Genomic DNA, 21,404 nt, shown 5'->3' with positions numbered 1-21,404 from the left:
CTCGTCGGCGAGGGTTCAGCCGATCGGCAAGGCGGAGAGCGACGCCCGGGGGACGGCGGACGGGGCGGGCTTGAAGACCGCGGGGCTCGCGGAACCGGACGTCGTCGGCGCGAGGGAGGCCACTGTGGGCAGGAGCGGGCTTTCCTCCAGGTGCTGTCCGATCGTTTCGGCCGGTTCGCCGCCCGGGGCGCCGGGTCCGGTGGACAGCTGCGACCACGCGGTCAGGGCGAGGGCGACCGCGGCGGCCGTGCCGATCACCCGGCCTGCCCGCCGGACCCGGGCGCGACCGCCCAGCTCGCGCCAGGCCGGGCCGGTCCAGGGATCCTCCGGGTGCCACGGCTCGCCGACCACGTCGAAGGGCGGCCCGGGCCGCCATCCCGGGCTCCGCTCGCGCGCGGCGGGTTCCCTGGGGGCGGAGGCGCGGATGGCGCGCTCGTCGTCCTCCAGGAACTGGCGCCAGACGTGCTCCGGAACGGACGGCGTACCGTCCGGCTCGTCCGGCGTGGCGCCGCTGCCCGGCCCGGAAGCGGTCATGGTCCTGCTCTTCCCCTCTTCTTCTCTCCTGGGCGCGTACGGCGGTCTCCGCGGGAGCGCTGCGGGGCGGGCCGGGGCCCGCCTGCGGCCGGTGCGCCGTTCCGCGCCGCGGCACCGTGCCGGCGTCACTCCCGGACGCCGTACGGCACGCGACCGCAGGACGCCGTCCCGTCGGATCATTGCACAGTGCAAAAACTGATCGCCAGGGTCTCCGGCCGCATTCTTCCGCCCGCCACCGGTCCCGGGGCCCGCTGGTCATGGCCGGCGGTCTCCGTGGGCCGCGACGAGCCGCACGAAGGGGACGGCCCGTCCGGCCTCGCGGAACGACGCCTCGCCGCCGTCCACCGCCAATCCCATGAACGCGCAGAGCCGCCGGGCCGTTCCCGGGCGCCGGCGGGCGTACTCCGCCATGATCCCGGCGCCCTCTTCGGCGGGGAGGAAGTGGGCGGTGACGGCGTGGTGGCGGTTGCCGAACTGGACGACGGTCTTGGGCTGCTGACGCAGGTTCCGGTACCAGTCCGCCTGCGGGCCGAAACCGGAGGCGACGGTCCAACTCCGCCCGGACGGCTCGCAGGAGCCGTACTCGCAGGAGCCGGTCGCACGAGGGTCGGTCGCACGGGGGCCGGTCGCACGGGAGCCGGTCTCGCAGGAGTCGTGGGCGACCACTTCGAGGACCACCTGGCGGTCCCGGCCGCTGATCCGGCCGGTGTGGTGCAGCAGGAGCAGCCGCCTTCCGAAGAGCGGCCCGAGTCCCGCGCGGAAGAGGAGGATCGGCAGCCGTGCGGCGGTGCGCCGCCGGCCGACGGGTAGCTGGGGCCGGCGGGGCCGGCGGGACGCGTTGTCCGTGCGTGCCATTGCCACTCTCCGGGTTCGGGGTCCAGGGATCTCGCGGGCGACCCGTACGTGGCCGGTACGGGGGCCGCGGCGGGTCCGGGGCGGGTCCGGGGCGGGAACCGCCTTCCCCGTCCACCTTTGCACAGGGAAAAGGTGGACGGGCAGTGGCCGCCGCTCCTTTCGCGCCAGTCCGGAGGCCTCTGTTCCGATCAGGTGGATGAGCAGGGAGTTCGGCACGGTAGAAAGGACACATGCCGGAGCGTGAGATGCCCGTCGGGGGCCTGGACGATGTCGATGCGGTCACCAGGGCCGTGCTGGCCGCGTCGCGACTGCTGGTGGCCGTCTCCGCGCGGTCGCTCGCCGAGGTGGAGGAGCGGGTCACGCTGCCCCAGTTCCGGATGCTGATGGTGCTCTCCACCAGGGGTTCCACCAAGCTGGTCGCGCTCGCCGAGCACCTTCAGGTCGCCCCGTCGACGGCGATGCGCATGGTCGACCGGCTGATCGCGGCCGGGCTCGCCGACCGGCAGACCAACCCCCACAACCGGCGCGAGACCCTGCTCCGGCTCACCGACGAGGGCCGGCACACCGTCGCGAACGTCAGTGCCCGGCGCCGCGCCGAGATCGCCGCGATCGTCGAACGGCTCGCACCGAGCCAGCGGGCGGCCCTCGTCGAGGCGCTCACCGCCTTCAGCGAGGCCGGCGGCGAGCCCCTCGCCCCGGCGCCGGACGACCCGCAGTCGCACCCGCTGGGCTGGGCCGCGGACGTCCCCGCGGCCGGGGACGCCTGACACGTTCAGGGGGTACGGCGCGTCACGGGGTACGGCGCGTCACGGGGTACGGCGCGTCACGGGGCGGCCGGCGAGGGGGCGGGCGTCGGGGAGGACGTGTTCACGTTCAGGTCGGGCCGCGGCTTGAGCACCAGCACCCGCTCCCCCGGCTGCGGAGGGGGCGGGGTGGCCTTCTCCCTCGGCAGCTTCGCCGGACCGGTCTGCTGGAAGACGACCTTGTCGTACTCGACCAGCCCGGTCTTCTCCAGCACCGTGATGTGGTCCAGGACGGTGTCGTTGGCCAGGTCGGCCAGCTGCCGCACGAGCGTGTTCTTGGTGGTGGCCCGGATCTTGGCGATCGCCGGGAAGATCTGGCCGTGGGTCACCCGCATGATGTTGACCGCCGACGAGTCGAACTCCCTGCCGCTCTTGGCCTCCACCGTCGCCACGAAACCCTCCTGCTGCGGGGAGGCCCGGTTGGGCAGCGTGATGCCCAGTTCGGGGGAGATCTCGCGGCACATCGCGTCCAGCCCGGCGTGACCGACGACCAGATGCTCGCCGGCCGTCCTCATCGCCGGCGACGAACCGCGCTCCATCACCGTCTCGCCCAGCGGGTACTCCCACAGCCCGGCGGCCCGCACCTTGACCACGAAGTCGCGGTCGGCCTCGGTGAGCGGCCCGAACCTGGTGGCGGCGATGACCCGGTCCTGGTCACCCTCGGCCTTGTCCAGACCGAGCACGGCGGGGAAGGCCAGCGCGGTGAGGGTCAGGGTCATCACGCCGAACAGGACGACGACTCCGATCCTGCTGCGGGACAGGCGCATGATGCCTCCAGGGGCGACGCGAGCGACGCACACGCGACGCGCACGCGACGCGTGGTCGTGCTCGTTACTCGTACTCGTACCGGTGCTCGTACTCGTTCGCCAGGAGGTACGGAAACCGCGGGCGGATGTATCACCGCTCGGGCACCGGATTCGGGTTCAGCCGATGTCGGCCCCGTAGACGCGCTCGACCGTCATCGTGAGCAGCACCCGGCGGTCGGACACCATCGTCATCCGGTACTCGTCCCAGTCCGGGTGTTCGCCGGCGGCGGCGCGGTAGTACGCCACCAGTGCCTCGACCTCCGGTCCGTGCGGGTCGGTGCCCGGCCCGGTGAGGGACACGGCGCCCTCGGCGGTCGCCCATGACCTGCCGTCCGCGGCGGTCACCTCCAGGGCGGCCCACGGGTCGCGGCGCAGGTTCGCCGTCTTGGCCAGCCCCTCGCGGGTCGAGATACGGATGACGCCGGCCTCCGGGTCGTAGGCGGGCATGACGGGGGAGAGCTGCGGGCGGCCGTCCGACTTGATCGTCGCGAGCACGCCGAGCCGGCTCTCCGCCAGCAGGGCGCGGGGGTCGAAACCAGGTGTGGTGGTCATGGGCCGATCATCACCCCCCGCCCCGCCGGCTGTCCCGCGAACCGCCCGCCGAACGCCCCACCAGGTGGTTCAGGGGACCGAGGGTCCGCTCAGGTATTCACCGTCGTCGTCGTAGGGCCAGGCGTTGGCGACGCACCCCTTGAGCCCCTTGATCTGCTGCATCATCGCCGGGGCGGGCCGGCCGGGGCCGGGGCAGGTCTCGTGGCCGTGGCCGAGGCGGTGGCCGACCTCGTGGTTGATGATCAGTGCCCGGTACTCGCCGATCGGGCCGTCGAACTGCGGGGAACCCAGCACCCAGCGCTTGAGGTTCACCACGACGTCCTTGCCGACCGCGCAGTTCACCTCGCCCCCGGTATCCAGGCCGTAGGCGCCGCAGATCTCGTCGACGGTGCCCGGCGTGGCGATCTTCACCACGAAGTCGGACGACCCGGAGCTGACCAGCCGGAAGGAGTTGATCCCGTCCTTGGTCCAGCCCCGGCGGTGGGCGAGTACGTCGGATATCTCGGCCGCGGCGGCGCTCGCCCGGATGTCGATGCCCTTCTCGACCAGGACCTTGTAACGGCGTACGCGACTGCCGGTGCCCACGGTCGTACCGTCGGCGTCGGCGGTGACGAAGGTGCCCGGGCCGGTCGGGGGGATGGCGATGGTGGAGGGGGAGGGCGAGGGCGAGGCCTTCGCCGAGGCCGACGCGGAGGGACTCGACGACCCGGACGGCGTCCCGCCGGTCGCGTCGGGACCGGCCGTGCGCCCGGTGGCGTCCAGGGCGTCGGCGACGTCGGCCACCTGGTCGTCCGTCGCCTGGGGTCGGCCGTCCCGCCAGTAGGCGACGGCGGCGCCTCCCGCGAGCAGTACCGCGCCTAAGGTCAGGCCGGCCAGGACCATGCGGTTGGACCTGCGGCGTCGCCGCCTGCGGGAGCGGGACACGCGCCCATCGCTCTCCGGGGTGCTTCTCCGGCGGGAACGGCGGGCTGTGGATCGGCCCACGACGTGCGTCCTCTCTGCTGGTCGGCGGGGTGCGCACAGTGGAATCCAGTGTGCTTTTGTACGTGTGATCAAACCGGAAGGGCGTACGAAAACATCGCAGGACACAAGTGGGCCTTCTCACACGGGTGTTCGGTTCCGATGGTGCAACCCTTCGGCGTCCCGGGAGGTCCGCGAGCCCTTTAGCCGCCGTCGTACGCGCACACGTGCGTCGGGGTTGCCCGGGAAGAACCCGGGCAACCCCGACGCGGTGGGGGAGGCGGCGGACCGTCAGCCGGCGGCGGTCCGCTCCCAGCGGTAGAAGCAGCGCGCCATCGCGTCCTTCGGACCGCGCCAGGTCGCCGGGTCGTACGCCGACACGTACGGTTCGAGCCGCTCGCTGACCCGGCGGAACTCCGGATGCCCGGTCAGCCGGCCGATGACCGGGGCCGGGTCGTCATCGCTCTCGATGAGGTGCATGTACACGCCGTCACCGAACTCGAAGAGACTGCGCCGGTTGACGCCCACCAGGTGGGGCAGCTCGCCGCTGTCGGACTCGGCGAACACCTTCGCGATGTCCGGTGCCGCGCCGGGTGTCATCCGGGCGACGATCAGGGTGTGGTGCATGGGGAGGTGCCCTCCGTCGATGTCGGTCGGCTCAGGTGGGGTGTCGTTCGGCTCGGGTGTTGTTCGGCTCGGGGTCGGCCGGCCCGGGTGCCGGCCGGCTCGGGGTCGGCCGGCCGGGTGTCGGTCGGCCCGGTGTCAGTCGGCGAGCACGGAGGCGGGACGCCGCTCGCCCGCCGCCTGCTCGATCCGGTCCCGGATCAGGGCCATCTGCGTACGCGAGTTGCGGTTGATGTTGTCCGTCATCCAGGCGTCGTCCACGGGTGCGTCCGGCTTCATCGCGAAGTCCTGGATCCAGCGCATCCGGACACCCTCGGCGGTCTCCGCGTACTCCCAGACGATGTTCATGTACTGGAAGGGGCCCGTCTCCACCCGGTGGGCGCGGACGGTGCGGGTCGTCGGGTCGGCGACCCGCTCGGAGACCCAGCTCCACACCTTGCCGTCCGCGTCCGGGTGCATGGTGAGCCGGAAGGTGACGCGGTCCCCGTCGCGGTCGAGCACGTCCACGGAGGCGTACTCGCTGAACAGCCGGGGCCAGTTGTCGATGTCGTTGGTCATGTCCCAGACCAGCTCCATCGGCGCGGCGATGGTGATCTCGTTGTCGGTGTGACCTGCCACGTCACACTCCCGTCTTCAGGGCGCCGTTGATCAGCGCGAGGAAATCCGCGGGCGTCTTGCAGCGCTCGGCCTGCTCCGGCAGACCCAGCCCGTACCGCTTCTCCAGCTCGGCCACGATGCCCAGCAGGCCGAGGGAGTCCAGGCCGAAGGTGTCGAAACCGGCGTCGGCCTGCTGCTGGAGGGTGACCGGGTCGACGTGCACGCCGGCGGTGCGCTTCATCAGCGTCGCCAGTTCCTCGACGGTCACCTGGTAGTCCACTTGGTCGGTCATGCGAGGTGCTCCTTCACTCGGTTCGGCGCTCGCCCGGAAGCGGCGCTCACTCGGGGTTGGCGTTGGTCGGGTCGGGTGGGCCATCGGTCGCCCGTCACCGGTCGCCGGTCGCCGGTCGCCCGGCACCGGATGTCCGTCGCCGGTGGCCGGTCGTCCGCTGCGCGTCACCGGTCTTCCGGCACGGTCTTCCGGCACGGTCGTCCGTCATCCGTCCGCGGACGGCGCGGTGCCGCCCCGTCGCAGGACGAGCGCCGAGTTGGACCCCATGAGCCCGCGGCCGAGGACCAGGGCCGTGCGGGTCTCGGCGGGGCGGGCGCGGCCGGCCACCACGTCCAGGTCGTGGCACACGTCGAACACGTGCGGGGTGGGCGGGATCAGCCCGTGCTCCATGGCGAGCACCGCGGTCGCCACGTCCAGCACCGGTGCCGCGCAGTACGCCCGCCCGGTTCCGGTCTTGGGCGCGGTGACCGGCACGCGCCGGGCGTGCGGGCCGAGCGCGTCGGCGAGGGCCAGGGCCTCGGCCCGGTCGGCCTCCGGGACACCGAGGGCGTCCGCGAACACCACGTCCACCTCCTCGGGCCGGCAGCCGGCCTCGGCCAGCGCGCCCTGGATCGCGTGGGCCAGCCCGGCCCGGGACTCCGCCCACCGGGAGGGACCCGTGAAGGTCGCCGCGTGCCCGGCCACCGTCGCCCGCACGTCGGCCCCGCGGTCCCGGGCCGCCGCCTCCTCCTCCACCAGGAGCACGGCACCGCCCTCGGCCGGCGCGAACCCGCAGGCCGCGCCGGTGAACGGGCGGTAGGCCCGGTCGGGTTCGGTGGCGCGGCTCAGCTCGGGATAGCCCAGCTGGCAGACGATCGAGTACGGGGCCAGCGGTGCCTCGGTCGCGCCGCAGACCACCGTGTCCGTGCCGTTGCGTACGGCGAGCGCCGCGTGCGCCAGGGCGTCCAGGCCTCCCGCCTCGTCGGCGGCGACGACCCCGCAGGGGCCCTTGAAGTCGTTGCGGATGGAGACCTGGCCGGTGCTGGCCGCGTAGAACCAGGCGATCGACTGGTACGGGCCGACGTACCGCGACCCCTGACCCCACAGGTTCTGCAGCTCCCGTTGCCCGAACTCGCCGCCGCCGGACCCCGCGGCGGTGACCACGCCCACCGAGTACGGCGACTCGACGTCGGCGCGGCCGAACCGGGCGTCGGCCAGGGCGAGGTCGGTGGCGGCCAGCGCGAAGTGGGTGAACCGGTCGGTCTGGACGAGGTAGCGGTCCTCGACCGTGTCGGCCGCGTCGAAGCCGCGTACCTCGCCCGCGACCCGCAGCGGCAGGTGGTCGCAGCCCTCGCGGGTGACGGGACCGAGGCTGCTGGCGCCGTCCTCGACCGCCTTCCAGAACGCCTCGACCCCGATGCCGTGCGGGGACACCACACCGAGTCCGGTGACGACGGCCCGCCTGCGTCCGTCCTGCCGACGGCGCGTGGTCCGTTGTGGTCCGCTCATCGCAGCCCTCCTTCACAGCCGCTCAGTACGACGGCGGACTGGAAGCCGCCGAAGCCGCTGCCCACCGACAGCACGTGCCGCAGCGTCCGCTCGCGTGCCTCGCGCGGCACGTAGTCCAGGTCGCACTCCGGGTCGGGGGTCGTGTAGTTGGCCGTGGGCGGCACCACCTGGTGGGCCATCGCCAGCACGCACGCGGCCAGCTCTATCGAGCCGATCGCACCCAGCGAGTGGCCCACCATCGACTTGATCGAGCTCATCGGTGTCGCGTAGGCGTGCTCGCCCAGCGACCGCTTGACGGCCGCGGTCTCGTGCCGGTCGTTCTGCTGGGTACCGGAGCCGTGCGCGTTGACGTAGTCGATGGCGGTGCCGTCCAGCCCGGCCATGTCGAGCGCCGTGTCGATGGCCCGCGCCATCTCCAGGCCCTCCTTGGTGAGCCCGGTCATGTGGTAGGCGTTGCCGAAGGTGGCGTAGCCCGAGATCTCGCAGTACACGGCGGCACCACGGGCCCGGGCGTGCTCCAGGTCCTCCAGGACCAGCACGGCGGCGCCCTCTCCCATGACGAAGCCGTTGCGGTCGGCGTCGAAGGGGCGGGAGGCGTGCGCGGGGTCGTCGTTGTTCGGGGAGGTCGCCTTGATGGCGTCGAAGCAGGCCATGGTGATCGGGGATATCGGCGAGTCCGCCGCGCCCGCCAGACACACGTCGACGCGTCCCTCGGCGACGGCGTGATAGGCGTACCCCACCGCGTCCAGACCGGACGTGCACCCGGTGGACACCGTCTGCACCGGACCGTGGACGCCGAACTCCTCGGCGACGGCAGACGACAGCGTCGCCGGGGTGAAGGCCCGCTCCAGGTGCGGCTCGGCCCGCCGGTCGTCTACGTCCCAGCGGGAGCCGCGCTCGCTGACGAGAACGTAGTCGTGCTCCAGCCGGGTGGTGCCGCCGACCGCGGTGCCCAGCGTGGCGCCGGCCCGCCAGGGGTTCTCACGTGACATGTCGAGGTCGGCGTCCCGGACCGCCTCGGCGGCGGCGACGAGCGCGAACTGCACGTACCGGTCGCACCGCTGGACCGTGGCGAGGTCGAGCCCGTGCTCGGACGGTTCGAAGTCGCACTCGGCGGCGATCTGCGAACGCAGCCCGGCCGGGTCGAACAGGGAGATGCGGCGCGTCGCCGTACGGCCGTCGGACAGCAGGCTCCAGAACTGGGGCACGCCGATCCCGCCAGGGGCGACGACGCCTATGCCCGTGACGGCGACCCGACGCCGGCTCATGACACCGCCTCGGCCGCGGCGGCGGGACGCTCCTGACCGGCGTGACCGCCGTGCCCGCCGTGCCCGGCGCACCCCGCCCGGTCCGGATCGTGGGGGAGGGCGTTGCCCGCCGCGTCCTCGGTGTCGACATGTCCCAGCTCCGGCCGCGGGGCCAGCGGCCCCAGGTGGAAGACGATGCGTGCCTCGACGTCACCCACGTTGCGGAAGCGGTGGCGCATGTCCTGCGGGATCAGCAGCCCCTGCCCCTCGGAGAGGGTGTGGGGGACGCCGTCCAGGTCCACCTCGAGCGTGCCGTCGGTGACGTACACGAACTCCTCGGAGTACGGGTGGTAGTGCTCCGCGATGCGGTCGCCGGGCTGCACGATGGCCACGCCCATGAAGCCGCTGGTCGACCCGGCGGTGGTGGGCGTGAGAAGGGCGCGGAGGTCTCCGCCGCGGCGGCGGTTCGGCGCGATGTCGCCGAGGGAGACGATGCGTACCTGCTGGTCTGTCATGTCGTTCACTCCGGGATGACGGGAGGCGATGGGACGTCGGAGGGGTCGGAGAGGCGGGGAGGGTGAGGGGCGGAGAGGCGGGGAGGGTGAGGGGAGGAAGAGGTGCGGAGAGGTCGGAGCGGATGAGGGGAGGAGAGGTCTGAGATGTCGGAGCGGATGAGGGGCGGGGAGTTCGGGGAGGCCGGGGAGGCCGGGGAGGCGGAGAGGTCCGCGCGGACCAGCGGGCGCGCCGTCGGGCCCGGCCCGGTCCGCCCCGGTCACCCTCGGTCCACACCGCTTCGCCCCGGTTCGATCCGTTCCGCCCGCTTGATGCGCGCCTGGCTCAGGGGTCGTCCGAGCGCCGGTCGGTCAGGAGGGTCATACGGGCCCGCGCCAGCAGCAGCGACAGCGTGCGTTCGTCCGTCAGGGGCCCGTCGACGCCGGCGGCGGCGGTGTCCAGCAACTGCTCGGCCTCGGCGACTTCTGCGGCGGGGGTGGCCCCGGACGTGCCGGCGGACGCGTGCAGGCCCAGGACGAACGCGGGTGCGTCGGCCGGCTCGCCGACCACGTCGACGAGCCGTATGACGAAGTCGTCGCGGTGGAAGACGGTGGCGGCGCGGACCGGGCTGTCCGGGTCGTGCGCGGCCGCCGCGTCCCGGCCGGCCAGCAGCCGGGCCAGTTCCGGACCGGCGCCGGCCCGGGCCGGGTAGAACAGCGCGAGCCGCATGTCGCGCGCGTCGGCGCGGACGCAGGACGTCATGTGGTGGACGGCCGGCATGGCGGCCCGGGTGAAGAACCGCCGGGCGGACCGGGGATCGTGGAGGTCCCGGACCTGCTCCAGATACGGGTTGAGGGCCTCCTCGACGGCCCGCACCCCGGGCTGCCGGGCGACGTGGCGCAGCGCGGTCTGCAGGTCGCCCTGCACCTCCACGGCGCGCACGACCCGGTTGCCGTGCAGGAAGACCGAGGTGCGCAGCAGCCGGCCGGAGTCGTCGACACGGGCGTCGGGCGGCGCGTAGTCGGCCAGCAGCCGGGCGACCTCTCCTTCGCTGCCGGGCCGTACGGTGAAGGTCAGGGCGTGCCGTACGACGTCGCTCCCGATCCGGGGAGCGGCCTGCGGCGGCTCACCTGCCGTCGCGGACGGGTGCCGTTCGCCGGGGGTCTCCCGCAGGACGCTGTAGCGCAGGGAGTGCGTGTCGCGCACGAAGTCCTGCAGGGGCTCGACGGTGTCGAGGTGCTCTTCGCTGTTGACCCAGGCCAGGAAAGGTACCGCGCTCTCCCATTCGCTGGTGAGGAGCCACTGGGTGGGATTGTCCACAGACTGGCACAGCTGGTCGCTGACGTGTCCCGGAACGGCGGCGACCCGGTCGCGGATGCCGTCGTAGGCGTTCAGGAACTCCTGCTGCATTCCGTCGTGGATGTCCAGCATCAGGACGACCCGCACGCGGGATCCGTCGAACGCGGATATCGACACGCCGACCGCGTCCGCGGCGGCCGATGCCGCCGCTGCCGCCGTGGCGTCCGTGGCGTCCGTGGCGTCCGTGGTCCGGGCATCCGCCGACCCGGTACCCGTCGCTACGACGGGAGAGACCGTCATGCGGCCCACCTCTTCTCGGGGAACTTTCTCGTCGACTGGGCGCGATCGTCGCGGCGCGGGCCATGACTTCGGCGGCGCGGCGGTCGCAGTAAGCACGATCGTGAGCCGTGCCCGCGAGGACCGCGAACCGGGAGGGTTAAGCGGGTGAAGCCTGAGCCGCCGCGGGCCTCATCGGGCCGCACGGGGCATGCATGAAGACCCCCGGCGCACTCTGCCGCGGGGCGAGTCACGCGACGACGGTCCGGCACACGGAGGGCGAACGTCCGTCACGACGGAGGACCACGTCCGTCACAACGGAGGACGGCGACCGCCACGACGAAGGACCGCGTCCGTCGCAACGGAAGACGACGTCCGTCACGACACAGGACGAACGTGCGTCACAACGGAGGACGAACAATGAACGCAAGAGCCGACCGGTCCGGCGGATCCGCCCCCGGGGTCCACCGAGTCCCGGTCCTCATCGTCGGCGGATCCCTGGTGGGCCTGTCGACCTCGGTCTTCCTGGGGCGGCTGGGCATCCGGCACACCCTGGTGGAGCGCCACACCGGCACCTCCATCCACCCCCGCGGGCGCGGCAACAACGTCCGCACGATGGAGATCTTCCGCGTGTCCGGCACCGAGCCGGACATCAGGAAGGCCGCCGCCACCCTGGCCGGGAACCACGGCATCTTCCAGACACCCACCCTGGTCGGCGACGCGGGGGAGTGGCTGTTCAAGGAGATGGACGCGGGGGGCGGACTGGCCCGCTTCAGCCCCAGCTCCTGGTGCCTGTGCTCCCAGAACGACCTGGAGCCGGAGCTCCTCACCCACGCCACGAACCTCGGCGGCGACCTGCGCTTCGGCACGGAACTGCTGTCGTTCGAGGCCGACGCCGAGGGCGTCACCGCGATCGTGAAGAGCCGGGAGACCGGCGAGCACACCACCATCCGCGCGGACTACCTGGTCGCCGCCGACGGCCCCCGCAGCCCCGTCCGCGAGCAACTCGGCATCGGCCAGAGCGGCCCCGGCGACCTCTTCCACAACGTCAGCATCACCTTCCGCTCCCGCCGCCTCGCCGACATCGTGGGCGACCGCCGCTTCATCGTCTGCTACCTGACCAACGAGGACGCCGACGGAGCCCTCCTCCCGGTGGACAACCGGGAGAACTGGGTCTTCCACGCCCCCTGGCACCCCGAACAGGGCGAGACCGTCGAGGACTTCACCGACGACCGCTGCGCCGACCACATCCGCCGCGCGATCGGCGCCCCGGACCTCGACGTGGAGATCACCGGCAAGGCTTCCTGGCACGCGGCCCAGCGCGTCGCCCGCAGCTACCGCTCCGGCCGCGTCTTCCTGGCCGGCGACTCGGCCCACGAGATGTCCCCCACCGGCGCCTTCGGCTCCAACACCGGCATCCAGGACGCCCACAACCTCGCCTGGAAACTGGCCGCGGTCCTGGAGGGCTGGGCGGGCGACGGCCTCCTGGACACCTACGACGCGGAACGCCGCCCCGTCGCGGAGGCCACCAGCGCCCGAGCCGCGGGCCGCTCGGCGGAACACAGCCACCCGGGATTCGCGCCTCCGCCGGGCATGGGAGGCGGGGGGCCGGGTGCGGGGCCGGCCGGTGGCCCCGGAGGCGGTCCGGGCGGAGCACCGGCCGGCGGCCCGGGCGGTCCTGGTGCTGCTCCGGGCGGAGGTCCTGGCGGAGGCCCCGGTGGTCCCGGCGGTCCTGGTGCTGCTCCGGGCGGACGTCCTGGTGGTGGCCCGGGCGGTCCCGGCGGCCCTGGCGGCGCTGGCGGCCCTGGCGGCGCTGGCGGAGGCCCCGGTGGCGGCCCGCAGGCCGGCATCCTCAACGTCGCCCTCGGCTACCGCTACACCCAGGGCGCGGTGGTCGGCGCCGACCCGGGAGCACCGGTGGTGCCGGACGGCCTGGACCTCACCGGCGCCCCCGGCAGCAGGGCTCCCCACCTCTGGCTCCGCCACGGCGACGACGCCGCCCGCATCTCCACCCTGGACCTCTACGAGGACTCCCTGGTCCTGCTCAGCGACGCGGCACAGCCCACCGGCTGGCACGAGGCGGCGACGCGCCTGGCGTCCGACATGCGGGTCCCGCTGAAGTCGTACCGCGTGGGCGGGACACCGGAGGCGGACCTGACCCCGGACGACGAGGACACCGACTGGGCGAGGGCCCACGGAGTGACCCACGGCGGCGCGGTCCTGATCCGCCCCGACGGCTTCGTGGCGTGGCGCTCCCCGGGCCCGGCCCCGGACCCGGAGTCGATGCTGCGGCAGGTGGTGGGGACGGTACTGGCACGGCCGTGACGTGACTGGCTGCCCCGCCCGGACACGAACGTGGACCACTCCCCGGTCAACCTGCGGCCTCTCGTTCCGAGGCGAACCGGGGAGTGGTCTCCGTGGTGACGGTCGGTGCCGTGAGACGACTTTTACCTGACGAACCGTCAGAGCTGAGCCGTACGGACTACCGGGCGAAGGAGCCGGTCGTCCGACACCTCTGCCGAGTCATGACGTCAGAGCGTGATCATGAACTTGCCCTGGTCCCAGTAGGTGCCGTGGTTGGTGCGGACCGCGACCCTGCCGTCCTTGGTGTGGACGAACATGTCGGCCTTGCCGTCGCCGGTGGCGTCACCGAACTTGAGGGTGCCCAGCTGGGTGCCGTCGATGAAGAGTCCCCAGCCGCCGGACCAGTGCGTCCCCTGGTCCCAGTAGGTGCCGTGGTTGGTACGGACGGCGATCTTGCCGTCGTTGGTGTGGACGAGCATGTCGGCCTTGCGGTCGCCGTTGACGTCGGCGAAGTACAGCCGGCCCAGGTCCTTCCAGGTCACGAAGCGTCCCCAGCCGCCGGACCAGTGGGTGCCCTGGTCCCAGTAGGTGCCGCGGTTGGTGCGCACCTCGATGTTGCCGTCGTTGGTGTGGACGAGCATGTCGGCCTTGCCGTCGCCGTTGACGTCGGCGAAGTACAGCCGGCCCAGGTCACTGCCGTCGATGAAGCGTCCCCAGCCGCCGGACCAGTGCGTGCCCTGGTCCCAGTAGGTGCCGTGGTTGGTGCGCACCTCGATGTTGCCGTCGTTGGTGTGGACGATCATGTCGGCCTTGCGGTCGCCGTTGACGTCGGCGAAGTACAGCCGGCCCAGGTCCTTCCACGTCACGAAGAGGCCCCAGCCGCCGGACATGACCCGGCCCGGGGCGAAGGTGTCCCCCTGGTTGCGGTGGACCGCGACGTCGCCGTTCGAGCGGAGGACGACCAGGTCGGCCTTGCCGTCGCCGTCGACGTCGGCCGAGTGGCTCCGGTCGCGGTTGCGGACGTCCTTCACCCAGCCCGCCAAGCCGTCGACCCTGGCGTCCACGGCGCCGGTCCGGGTCTCCGTCCCGCCGAAGCACCCGCCCTGCCAGGAACGGCTGTGGATGGCGGTCAGCTCGACCCCACTGTCCGTGCGGCGCAGGGCAGGGCCCCCGGTGTCACCGGCGCAGACGGACACGCCGTCCTGACCGGTCAGCGCCACGGTGGTGTCGGTGGTGGAGTCCACCAGGAACTCACCGGTGTGCAACTGGTTCGGGACCCACTCGGTGCGGGTCCGTCCGAATCCGGCACCGAGCAGGGTCTCACCCGCCTCGGGGGCGTCGGCGGCCAGCCCCGCCGGCGCGACCGTGGTGACGGGCTCGGCGAGCCGGACCATGGCCACGTCCCGGTCGTCGCGCGGGACCACCTCGACGATGCCGAGGGTCCGCGTGCCCAGGGTCGCCGTGGTCTTCATCGCGGGCTTGCCCGACTTGACCTCGCCGCCCGGGGTGGCGGCGAAACAGCTCGTGGCGGTCAGCAGCCACTGCTGGTGCACCAGCGCGGCGGAGCAGCCACGCATGGCGTCACCCTCGCCGATGACGAGCCGGGCGGTGAAGGCATGTTCACCCGCGGCCGCGGGCTCGCCGGACACCGCCTGCGCGGTCGGCGCCGTGGTGAGCAGGCCGGCAGTGGCCGCCAGGACGATGCCGGCGGTCATGGCGCCGCGAGCCTGCCGGGTGCGGATTCTTATGGTGGGCAACGTACTTCACTCTCCTGTTGCGCAACGTTCACACTTGTCGGTTGATCGTAAAGGTGATCAGGACGATGTGACCCGCGGCCCGTCGAACTCGCGCGATGGCCACTGCGAGGTGGGATGCACACGTCCGCAAGAGAGTTGAGTCCAGCGAACGGCTACTGAGGCCGAACTCGTGATGTCGCGTCGCTCCCGTCCAGGTGACTCTGACGGACAGGCCCGCCTCGACGAGGCGGCCGTCCACGAGCCCCGACGGCCACGGAGTGGGGCTGAGCGACCGTCACGCACAACCGGGTGCGACGAACTCCTCACACCTGGCCCCTGGGAGGCCGGAACGACAGGTTGCCGCAGTCGGCCCCCGCCCGCCCGCTCAACGACCGTTCCGCATGGATGGACGGAGCGTGGAGACTCCGATCTCGGCCTTGACGGGGTGGATCGGTCAGATTCTGACGACGGTGACACGTCCACCGCACAGGGCGATGAGGTCCTCGGGGTCGGAGGTGAGGATCGTGACCGGCCCCGGTGCGGTCAGGGCGGTGGCGGCGAGCATGGCCTCGATGGCGTACTTGTGGCCGTGCAGACCGGCGGCAGCGAGGAGGGTGGCGGCGTGGCGGGCGATCGGTTCGGTGATCGGTTCGACGGCCAGGCGGGAGAGCGTCCACTCCAGGGCCGGGCGGTTGATGCGAGGGTGGACCACTTCGACGAGGGTGGCCGCCGAGGTGATCACGCGGAGGTCGTCGGCGCGGCCAGGGCGAGCCAGCCGGTGACCGTGCGGTCGCGCAGGACGGCCTTGGCCAGTCCTTCGCTGTCGAGGACGAGAGTGCCGCCGGGGACGCGTGCGACGGTGGGGAATAACCAGGCCGGTGCCGCGGTAGCCGCCGTCGGCGATCGTGGTGGTCTTCCCGACCGCCGCCTTGGCGCCGGACTCCTCCCATGCCCTGCAGTCGTTGCGGTTGCCCGTCGCGGGCCGACCGACCGCGACGACCAGGCAGGAGTCCGCGTCGATGACGACCTGGTGGTTGGTGGAGTACCGGTAGTTCTTCGACTGCTCGGCGACGGTGTGGTCGCGGGTGGGGACCAGGGTGCCGTCCACGATCAGCACGGTGTCTTTGCGGTAGCGGCGGCGCTGCTGCAGCGCCAGGCGCGGGCCGAGGTCGTTGATGATCCGGTCGGCGGCGGACTTCGAGACGCCGAACAGCGGGGCGAGCTGCCGCAGGGTCAGGTTGGTGCGCCAGTAGGCGGCGACCAGCAGGGCCCTGTCCTCCAGTGGCAGGCTCCACGGCCGGCCGCGCCGTACCGCATCAGCGCCCTCGCGGCGCAGCCCTGTCACCAGCTTCTGGAACAGCCGTGGGCTCAGCCCGGTGCACGGGGCTATCCAGGAAGGCTCCGACGCCGTGATCACACCAGTCACGCCAAGAGCTTCCCACGCAGCGGTGGTTGGCCTCTGGACCGCTCACGGACGTCGGTGCGCCTGCCTCCTCGCATGGTGACGGCGCGCCGCTGTCGCCAGTAGGGCGGCACCTGCAAAGCCGACCAGGAGGGTTCCCCACTCAGGCACGTGGGCTGCCCGCAGAAGGCCGGCGACACCGAAGCTTGTATCCCACCCGGCCTCCGTGATGGCGGAGCCGAACCCCTGGATGGCCAGGATGGCACCGAACAGCCAGAGCAGCCCCTCGCCTGAGCTGTTGTTCGACTTCTTGAGCTGCTTCCCCATGACAGGCTTCCTCTCCGCAGTGCGCACATCGTCCCGATGCGATCGCATCACATCGTGCAGCGCAGCCGGATACGATGCAAGTGCATCGGAAAACAGGAGGAGCTGAGCGTGCCCAAGCAGGTCGACTACGAGGACCGACGCCGCCGGATCGCCGAGGCAGTCTGCACTCTGATCGCGCGTTCCGGCATGGAAGCCGTCAGCCTCCGCGACGTCGCCGCTCAGGCGGACGTGTCCATGGGCGCCGTCCAGCGGTGTTTCCGCACCAAGGAGGACATGCTGCTCTTCGCGCTGGAGCACGTCTGCCAACACGTCAGCGAACGCGCCAGCCAGCGCATCGCCACAGCCTCCGCCCCTCAGGCCGCATCCACTTTGCTGTCACACACTCTGGCCGAACTCGCCTTGCTGAATGAGAAATCGAAGACGCAGGCGCACGTCTGGCTGGCCTTCGTCGCCCACGCACCGGCCAGCGAGAAACTAGGCGCCGTCCTGCACGACACTTATGCCAAGCTCCATGACCTCATCGCGTGGCTCATCCGCTATGGCCAGGACACCCAGGAAATCCCACAGCGCCTCGACCCCACCCGCGAGGCCCACACCCTCCTCGCTTTGGCTGATGGCCTCACGGTCCACGTCCTTGCAGGCCACCACTCTCCGGAGATGGCGCTGGCCATCCTTCAACGCCACATCGACCACCTGCTGCAAAGAGCATCCAGCCACGGATGACGCGCCCAGCCCCAATGTGTTGCGCACCGCACGCTTCTGACGCCCACAGCTTGCTCGGGGCTGGTCAGCAGATACGGGACAGCCCTTAGGAGTTGTTCACTATGATGCTCGCCCTGGCAGAGCGCTCAGCTGCCCGTGCCCTGGATAGAGAGGCCTGCGTGGAAGATATCTCGGAGTACGACGAAGACCTCTGGGAGGACTTCGAAGATGATTGGTTTGCGCCGCCTCCAATCACTTACCGGGAGGCTGTCGAACGCCTTCAGAGCCTCGCGAGTAAACGCACCGACGTCTGTGTCGAGTGGGATGGCAAACAGGAGCGGGACGGCCGGCGTTGGCGCAGCGATGTACGTGTCGTCTTTCCCGAGGCGGATGGTCTGCGTACGCATCTGAAGTCGGCAGTGCAGCTTGGCCACTTCGAGCGCATCGTCAGCGCAGGAATCCCGCTGCCTGAGCGCCACGCTATCTGGTACCCACAAGAAGGAGTGATCAAAGCTCGGCTTGTCGGCGACTTCGACCAGTTCCACAGTGCTCTGGTACGCAGCCTCATCCCACGGCAGAAGCGAGCCGCCGATCTGGAGGGTCCTCTGGGCGCTGACCTGGTCGCCATGCTTGCCTCGACGGGGGCGTTCTGCGTGAGCGAGGCGGCAGACGGCTCAGGTCGCTCGTTGCGGTTGGTCTCCGTCCCACCTGAGCTGTCCCTGCTGTACAACACGCGCCATGGAGGTGGCCTCTCGCCGAGTCTGGAACTCTCGGGGGTCTCGGTCTCGAACGCAACTGAGGCTCAGAACGTGCTGGTCGCGTACGGTACCTCGTACCTCTTCGGTCTCGCCAAGGCGCAAGGAGCGTCGCTGCGCCTTTGGGACACCGGGTATCGACTTGGGAGTCGGAGGGGACCCTCTTACTCAAAGAAGATTCGTTTCCCGCAGCGACAATACGACGCAGAGGCCGCCGAGCTTTATGGAGCGGGTAATACTACGGGGCGCCACCCTGTCGAGCGATACCTGAAGTACTACCAAGTACTTGAGTTCTACATGCCCAAAGCCGTCGACTGGGAGGTAACCCAACAAGGAGTCTCCGGACGGAATCAGGCGCAATCTCCGTATATGCGCCCTCAGAAGGACGGTAGCCTGAGGATCGAGCAGAACCAACTCGACGCCGTGATCAACCTGGCGGTGACACAGGCAGAAGTCGCAGGACTTCTGCGCGATCGGGAACTGTTCACGACGCTAAGTAACTCCCAGATCATCCAGCATGTCGAGACGCTCGAGCACGACGGCTCCGGTGCCCCGCTGCCCGGCAGTGACTACCGCAGAGCCATCTCTTCACGGGTGTACGGGATCCGAAACAGGATCGTGCACATGAAGGAGGGAGGTGGCGTGAAGGGCGCTCCTCTCCTCGGTCTGCACAGCCGAGAGGCACGAGACCTGGCTGCTGACCTCAGACTGCTCCGCTACCTGGCCGAGAAGGCCATGGAACGTTGGGCCACAGCGCTGCCGTAGGACTGTGGAGGTTGCTCCGCGAGCACCTGGACGAGTTCGGCACGGCGGATGACGGGCGGCTGTTCTCCTGCGAGCGGGGCAACGTGATCGCCGCGTCGTCGTACTCCCGTGCCTGGAAGCAGGCTCGGGAACTGGCGCTCCTCCCCGATCAGGTCTTCTCGGTCCTGGCGTTGCGGCCGTACGACCTCCGGCACGCGGGCGTCTCCCAGTGGCTCAACTCGGGTGTGCCCGCCCCAGAGGTCGCCGCGCGGGCCGGCCACTCCGTGGACGTGCTCCTAAAGATCTACGCCAAGTGCATCGGCGGCCAGGAGCAGGAGATGAACGACCGGATCATGCGAGGGCTGGAGGAGGACGACACCGAGAACTGAGGACAGTCACGATCAAAGGGCCGGGAGCCCCGGAGAAAACCGGGGCTCCCGGCCCTTTGGCGTCTGGTGTACAAAGCTGCGCCGAGGGCCCTTCGGGGGCCCGCTGACCTGCTGTAAAGCACTCCAAGATCAACACGCTATTACAACGTGATCACTGGCAAACGCCTGCTTCCGACCGCATCCGCCATACGCGAAGACCCCGTTCTCAGCGAACTCGCTGATGGCGGGGTCTTTGAGCACCTCATGCAAGGTGCCCCCGGCAGGATTCGAACCTGCGCACACGGCTCCGGAGGCCGTTGCTCTATCCCCTGAGCTACGGGGGCGTGTCCGCCGCGTTCGGTGTTGCTCGCGGCGACGGGTAGAACACTACCAGCTTCCCCGGGGTGGTCATGAACGGGTTTTCGCGGGTCGTGGGGTGTCTCGTGGGTGTCCCGTGGGTCTCCCGGGGCGTCAGCCGCGCGGGCGTTGTCCCTCGCACGGGGTGGAAGTGGGGAAAACCCGGACGCGGTGGCCGGTCCGGACCTACTCTCGAGTTGTGCCTAGGGCGTCTGGCCGAGTTCTTGTTGTGGACGACAACAAGGTCATCCGGCAGCTGATCAGGGTCAATCTCGAGCTGGAGGGCTTCGAGGTCGTGACCGCGGCCGATGGTGCCGAGTGTCTTGAAGTCGTCCATCAGGTGCAGCCCGACGCCGTCACGCTGGACGTGGTCATGCCCCGGCTCGACGGGCTCAGGACCGCCGCCCGGCTGCGTGCCGATCCGCGGACCCGGGATCTTCCGATCGCCATCGTCAGTGCCTGTACCCAGTACGAGGTCGACGCCGGCTTCGACGCCGGGGCCGATGCCTTCCTCTCCAAGCCCTTCGAGCCCGCCGAGCTCGTCGGCCTGGTCCGGCAACTGGTCGAGCGGAAGGCCTCGTCTTCCTTCACCAGCGTCCTCGGCCTCGCCGGGGAGAGCGAATCGCCTGCTCAGGCCTAGTCGGTCCCGGACGGGTGGGTGGCTCGCGGCAACGGCTGACGCGTGCGGGGCCGTCTCGACACGCCCGTTCCCGCACGGTCTCCGTCCACATCCCGGGACTGCCGCAAACCGGTTCGCCTACCCACCCCCCTCCTCCCATACGCTTGACCCGTGACCCCCGTAGAGCTCTCCCGTACCGTGCTGCACGCGGTGCGTCGCGCTGTCGACGCGGGTGAGCTGAACGTGAGCGTCCCGGAGCGAGCCGTGGTCGCGCCGCCGGGGCCCGGAGGGTGCGGGGACTACGCCACCAGCATCGCCCTCCAGCTCGCCCGGCCGGCCGGGCAGCCGCCCCGCCGGGTCGCCGAGGTGCTGCGGCCGTACCTCGTCGACGTCGACGGGATCACCGACGTCGTCCTGACCGGCCCCGGGTTCCTCAACATCAGCCTCCACGGCACCGCGCCGACCGACCTCGTCGAGGAGATCCTGCGGTGCGGGGCCCGGTACGGGCACGCCGACGGGACTGACAGGGCCAGCAGGGCTGGCAGGGCCGGCACGGCCGACAGCCGCATCGTGCCCCTGCACTGCCCCCACGACCTCCGTGCCGTCGTCGTCGCCGACGCCGCCGCGCGCATCCTGCGCTCCCAGGGCGCCCCGGTCCGCACCAGCTGTGTCGCCCCGCTCGAGCCCGAGTGGACCGCCATCCTCGGCGTACGCGTCGACGCGGCCGGCCCGGCGGTCGCGGCTCTGCCGGTGGACGTGCGGCCCGTCCCGGCCCCCGCCGACCCGCTGCCCCTCGGCCGTGACGCCGGCCGCTGGGCCCTGCTGCACCCCGCCGCCCACGACCGGCCCCGGATCGGCGACGAGCACCTCGTGCAGCGCGAGGGCAACCCCCTCTTCCGTGTGCGGTACGCCCATGCCCGCACCCGTGCCCTGACCCGCAACGCCGCGGATCTCCGCTTCGCCGCCGAGCCCGGCCCGGTGGCCGGCACGGCGCGGGACGTCCTCGCCGCCCTCGCCGACCACCCCCGGGTCCTCGCCGCCGCCGTGGCGCACCGCGCACCCGACCGGGTCGCCCGGCACCTCGTCACCGTCGCCGACGCCGCGCTGCCCCTCCTGCCGGCCGTGCTGCCCCGCGGTGGGGAGAAACCCTCGGCCGCCCACCGCGCCCGGCTGGCCCTCGCCGAAGCCGTCGGGGCGGTGCTGGCCGGCGGCCTGTCCCTCCTCGGTATCGACGCACCCGACCATCTCTGAGAGAGCGCAGTAGA

The 21,404-nt window shown here is 71.4% G+C and carries 20 protein-coding genes, 1 tRNA gene and 3 pseudogenes; 7 read left to right on the top strand and 17 right to left on the bottom strand.

Annotated features, from left to right (window positions below):
• Positions 1-15 precede the first annotated feature (15 nt).
• Together ACP4J0_RS18660 and ACP4J0_RS18655 are read right to left on the bottom strand one after the other, a co-directional pair.
• Complete coding sequence (locus ACP4J0_RS18660) at positions 16-534, bottom strand: hypothetical protein (protein WP_426599787.1); 519 nt, start codon at positions 532-534, stop codon at positions 16-18.
• Between the two features lie 255 nt (positions 535-789).
• A complete protein-coding gene (locus ACP4J0_RS18655; protein WP_426599786.1) occupies positions 790-1,389 on the bottom strand; it encodes a nitroreductase/quinone reductase family protein in 600 nt (199 codons plus the stop codon).
• 230 nt (positions 1,390-1,619) lie between these two features.
• Between ACP4J0_RS18655 and ACP4J0_RS18650 the strand changes: the two genes are divergently transcribed.
• Positions 1,620-2,156, top strand: coding sequence for a MarR family winged helix-turn-helix transcriptional regulator (locus ACP4J0_RS18650; protein ID WP_426599785.1), 537 nt, complete (start codon positions 1,620-1,622; stop codon positions 2,154-2,156).
• A 56-nt stretch (positions 2,157-2,212) separates the two neighbouring features.
• On the opposite strand, the gene ACP4J0_RS18645 is transcribed toward ACP4J0_RS18650, so the two are convergent.
• The 10 genes from ACP4J0_RS18645 to ACP4J0_RS18600 all read right to left on the bottom strand — a co-directional run bounded on the left by ACP4J0_RS18645 (position 2,213) and on the right by ACP4J0_RS18600 (position 10,849).
• Positions 2,213-2,959: a DUF4142 domain-containing protein gene (locus ACP4J0_RS18645; RefSeq protein ID WP_426599784.1), complete on the bottom strand. Its 747-nt coding sequence runs from the start codon at positions 2,957-2,959 to the stop codon at positions 2,213-2,215.
• 156 nt (positions 2,960-3,115) lie between these two features.
• On the bottom strand, positions 3,116-3,550 hold the full coding sequence (locus ACP4J0_RS18640; protein WP_426599783.1) for a PPOX class F420-dependent oxidoreductase: 435 nt from the start codon (positions 3,548-3,550) through the stop codon (positions 3,116-3,118).
• Positions 3,551-3,619: 69 nt separating this feature from the next.
• Complete coding sequence (locus ACP4J0_RS18635) at positions 3,620-4,534, bottom strand: DUF3152 domain-containing protein (protein ID WP_426599782.1); 915 nt, start codon at positions 4,532-4,534, stop codon at positions 3,620-3,622.
• A gap of 267 nt (positions 4,535-4,801) precedes the next feature.
• The gene (locus ACP4J0_RS18630; RefSeq protein ID WP_426599781.1) at positions 4,802-5,137 is read right to left on the bottom strand and encodes a TcmI family type II polyketide cyclase; all 336 of its coding nucleotides are present in this window, start codon (positions 5,135-5,137) and stop codon (positions 4,802-4,804) included.
• A gap of 135 nt (positions 5,138-5,272) precedes the next feature.
• Positions 5,273-5,752, bottom strand: coding sequence for an SRPBCC family protein (locus ACP4J0_RS18625; RefSeq protein ID WP_426599780.1), 480 nt, complete (start codon positions 5,750-5,752; stop codon positions 5,273-5,275).
• 1 nt (position 5,753) lies between these two features.
• Positions 5,754-6,023 (bottom strand): acyl carrier protein, encoded by a 270-nt coding sequence (locus tag ACP4J0_RS18620; protein ID WP_426518923.1) that lies wholly within the window; start codon positions 6,021-6,023, stop codon positions 5,754-5,756.
• A 204-nt stretch (positions 6,024-6,227) separates the two neighbouring features.
• A complete protein-coding gene (locus tag ACP4J0_RS18615; protein WP_426599779.1) occupies positions 6,228-7,511 on the bottom strand; it encodes a beta-ketoacyl synthase N-terminal-like domain-containing protein in 1,284 nt (427 codons plus the stop codon).
• Positions 7,508-8,779, bottom strand: a complete 1,272-nt coding sequence (locus ACP4J0_RS18610; protein WP_426599778.1) for a beta-ketoacyl-[acyl-carrier-protein] synthase family protein — start codon at positions 8,777-8,779, stop codon at positions 7,508-7,510. Before ACP4J0_RS18610 ends, ACP4J0_RS18615 begins: the two co-directional genes overlap by 4 nt.
• On the bottom strand, positions 8,776-9,273 hold the full coding sequence (locus tag ACP4J0_RS18605; protein ID WP_426599777.1) for a cupin domain-containing protein: 498 nt from the start codon (positions 9,271-9,273) through the stop codon (positions 8,776-8,778). Before ACP4J0_RS18605 ends, ACP4J0_RS18610 begins: the two co-directional genes overlap by 4 nt.
• 322 nt (positions 9,274-9,595) lie before the next feature.
• On the bottom strand, positions 9,596-10,849 hold the full coding sequence (locus tag ACP4J0_RS18600; RefSeq protein WP_426599776.1) for a SchA/CurD-like domain-containing protein: 1,254 nt from the start codon (positions 10,847-10,849) through the stop codon (positions 9,596-9,598).
• Positions 10,850-11,245: 396 nt separating this feature from the next.
• Here ACP4J0_RS18600 and ACP4J0_RS18595 point away from each other — a divergent pair, with 396 nt between their 5' ends.
• Positions 11,246-13,150 carry an FAD-dependent oxidoreductase gene (locus ACP4J0_RS18595; protein WP_426599775.1) on the top strand — a complete coding sequence of 635 codons (1,905 nt, stop codon included), beginning with the start codon at positions 11,246-11,248 and terminating at the stop codon, positions 13,148-13,150.
• Positions 13,151-13,356: 206 nt separating this feature from the next.
• Here the strand turns inward: ACP4J0_RS18595 and ACP4J0_RS18590 are convergent, their stop codons facing one another.
• The 4 genes and pseudogenes from ACP4J0_RS18590 to ACP4J0_RS18575 form a co-directional block, all read right to left on the bottom strand.
• On the bottom strand, positions 13,357-14,886 hold the full coding sequence (locus tag ACP4J0_RS18590; protein ID WP_426599774.1) for an FG-GAP-like repeat-containing protein: 1,530 nt from the start codon (positions 14,884-14,886) through the stop codon (positions 13,357-13,359).
• A gap of 433 nt (positions 14,887-15,319) precedes the next feature.
• A pseudogene (locus ACP4J0_RS18585) lies at positions 15,320-15,678 on the bottom strand (DNA-binding protein).
• 34 nt (positions 15,679-15,712) lie between these two features.
• A pseudogene (locus ACP4J0_RS18580) lies at positions 15,713-16,291 on the bottom strand (transposase family protein); the annotation flags it as partial.
• Between the two features lie 42 nt (positions 16,292-16,333).
• Entirely contained in the window at positions 16,334-16,594 is a 261-nt protein-coding gene (locus ACP4J0_RS18575; protein ID WP_356558157.1) for a hypothetical protein, read from the bottom strand.
• Positions 16,595-16,702: 108 nt separating this feature from the next.
• Between ACP4J0_RS18575 and ACP4J0_RS18570 the strand changes: the two genes are divergently transcribed.
• The 3 genes and pseudogenes from ACP4J0_RS18570 to ACP4J0_RS18560 form a co-directional block, all read left to right on the top strand.
• Positions 16,703-17,317 (top strand): TetR/AcrR family transcriptional regulator, encoded by a 615-nt coding sequence (locus ACP4J0_RS18570; RefSeq protein ID WP_426599773.1) that lies wholly within the window; start codon positions 16,703-16,705, stop codon positions 17,315-17,317.
• A gap of 101 nt (positions 17,318-17,418) precedes the next feature.
• A complete protein-coding gene (locus tag ACP4J0_RS18565) occupies positions 17,419-18,816 on the top strand; it encodes a hypothetical protein (RefSeq protein ID WP_426599772.1) in 1,398 nt (465 codons plus the stop codon).
• 2 nt (positions 18,817-18,818) lie between these two features.
• A pseudogene (locus ACP4J0_RS18560) lies at positions 18,819-19,184 on the top strand (tyrosine-type recombinase/integrase); the annotation flags it as partial.
• A gap of 251 nt (positions 19,185-19,435) precedes the next feature.
• On the opposite strand, the gene ACP4J0_RS18555 reads toward ACP4J0_RS18560, so the two are convergent.
• Positions 19,436-19,507, bottom strand: a tRNA-Arg gene (locus ACP4J0_RS18555).
• Between the two features lie 212 nt (positions 19,508-19,719).
• Between ACP4J0_RS18555 and ACP4J0_RS18550 the strand changes: the two genes are divergently transcribed.
• Both ACP4J0_RS18550 and nrtL read left to right on the top strand, forming a co-directional pair.
• Entirely contained in the window at positions 19,720-20,160 is a 441-nt protein-coding gene (locus tag ACP4J0_RS18550; RefSeq protein ID WP_426599771.1) for a response regulator, read from the top strand.
• A gap of 150 nt (positions 20,161-20,310) precedes the next feature.
• Positions 20,311-21,390 carry an ArgS-related anticodon-binding protein NrtL gene (nrtL, locus tag ACP4J0_RS18545; protein ID WP_426599770.1) on the top strand — a complete coding sequence of 360 codons (1,080 nt, stop codon included), beginning with the start codon at positions 20,311-20,313 and terminating at the stop codon, positions 21,388-21,390.
• Positions 21,391-21,404: the final 14 nt, after the last annotated feature.

The sequence above is a fragment of the Streptomyces sp. WG7 genome (genome assembly GCF_049975785.1).
In the GTDB taxonomy this organism is placed as follows: domain Bacteria; phylum Actinomycetota; class Actinomycetes; order Streptomycetales; family Streptomycetaceae; genus Streptomyces.
This window is presented reverse-complemented; position numbering and strand designations above follow the sequence as displayed.

What these genes read in the sequence shown, in the direction of transcription:
- ACP4J0_RS18575 (WP_356558157.1), bottom strand. Translation starts at nt 16,594, where the DNA reads ATGGGGAAGCAGCTCAAGAAGTCGAACAACAGCTCAGGCGAGGGGCTG.
- ACP4J0_RS18640 (WP_426599783.1), bottom strand. Translation starts at nt 3,550, where the DNA reads ATGACCACCACACCTGGTTTCGACCCCCGCGCCCTGCTGGCGGAGAGC.
- ACP4J0_RS18600 (WP_426599776.1), bottom strand. Translation starts at nt 10,849, where the DNA reads ATGACGGTCTCTCCCGTCGTAGCGACGGGTACCGGGTCGGCGGATGCC.
- ACP4J0_RS18630 (WP_426599781.1), bottom strand. Translation starts at nt 5,137, where the DNA reads ATGCACCACACCCTGATCGTCGCCCGGATGACACCCGGCGCGGCACCG.
- ACP4J0_RS18610 (WP_426599778.1), bottom strand. Translation starts at nt 8,779, where the DNA reads ATGAGCCGGCGTCGGGTCGCCGTCACGGGCATAGGCGTCGTCGCCCCT.
- ACP4J0_RS18615 (WP_426599779.1), bottom strand. Translation starts at nt 7,511, where the DNA reads ATGAGCGGACCACAACGGACCACGCGCCGTCGGCAGGACGGACGCAGG.
- ACP4J0_RS18645 (WP_426599784.1), bottom strand. Translation starts at nt 2,959, where the DNA reads ATGCGCCTGTCCCGCAGCAGGATCGGAGTCGTCGTCCTGTTCGGCGTG.
- ACP4J0_RS18620 (WP_426518923.1), bottom strand. Translation starts at nt 6,023, where the DNA reads ATGACCGACCAAGTGGACTACCAGGTGACCGTCGAGGAACTGGCGACG.
- ACP4J0_RS18595 (WP_426599775.1), top strand. Translation starts at nt 11,246, where the DNA reads ATGAACGCAAGAGCCGACCGGTCCGGCGGATCCGCCCCCGGGGTCCAC.
- ACP4J0_RS18565 (WP_426599772.1), top strand. Translation starts at nt 17,419, where the DNA reads ATGATGCTCGCCCTGGCAGAGCGCTCAGCTGCCCGTGCCCTGGATAGA.
- ACP4J0_RS18605 (WP_426599777.1), bottom strand. Translation starts at nt 9,273, where the DNA reads ATGACAGACCAGCAGGTACGCATCGTCTCCCTCGGCGACATCGCGCCG.
- ACP4J0_RS18650 (WP_426599785.1), top strand. Translation starts at nt 1,620, where the DNA reads ATGCCGGAGCGTGAGATGCCCGTCGGGGGCCTGGACGATGTCGATGCG.
- ACP4J0_RS18660 (WP_426599787.1), bottom strand. Translation starts at nt 534, where the DNA reads ATGACCGCTTCCGGGCCGGGCAGCGGCGCCACGCCGGACGAGCCGGAC.
- ACP4J0_RS18655 (WP_426599786.1), bottom strand. Translation starts at nt 1,389, where the DNA reads ATGGCACGCACGGACAACGCGTCCCGCCGGCCCCGCCGGCCCCAGCTA.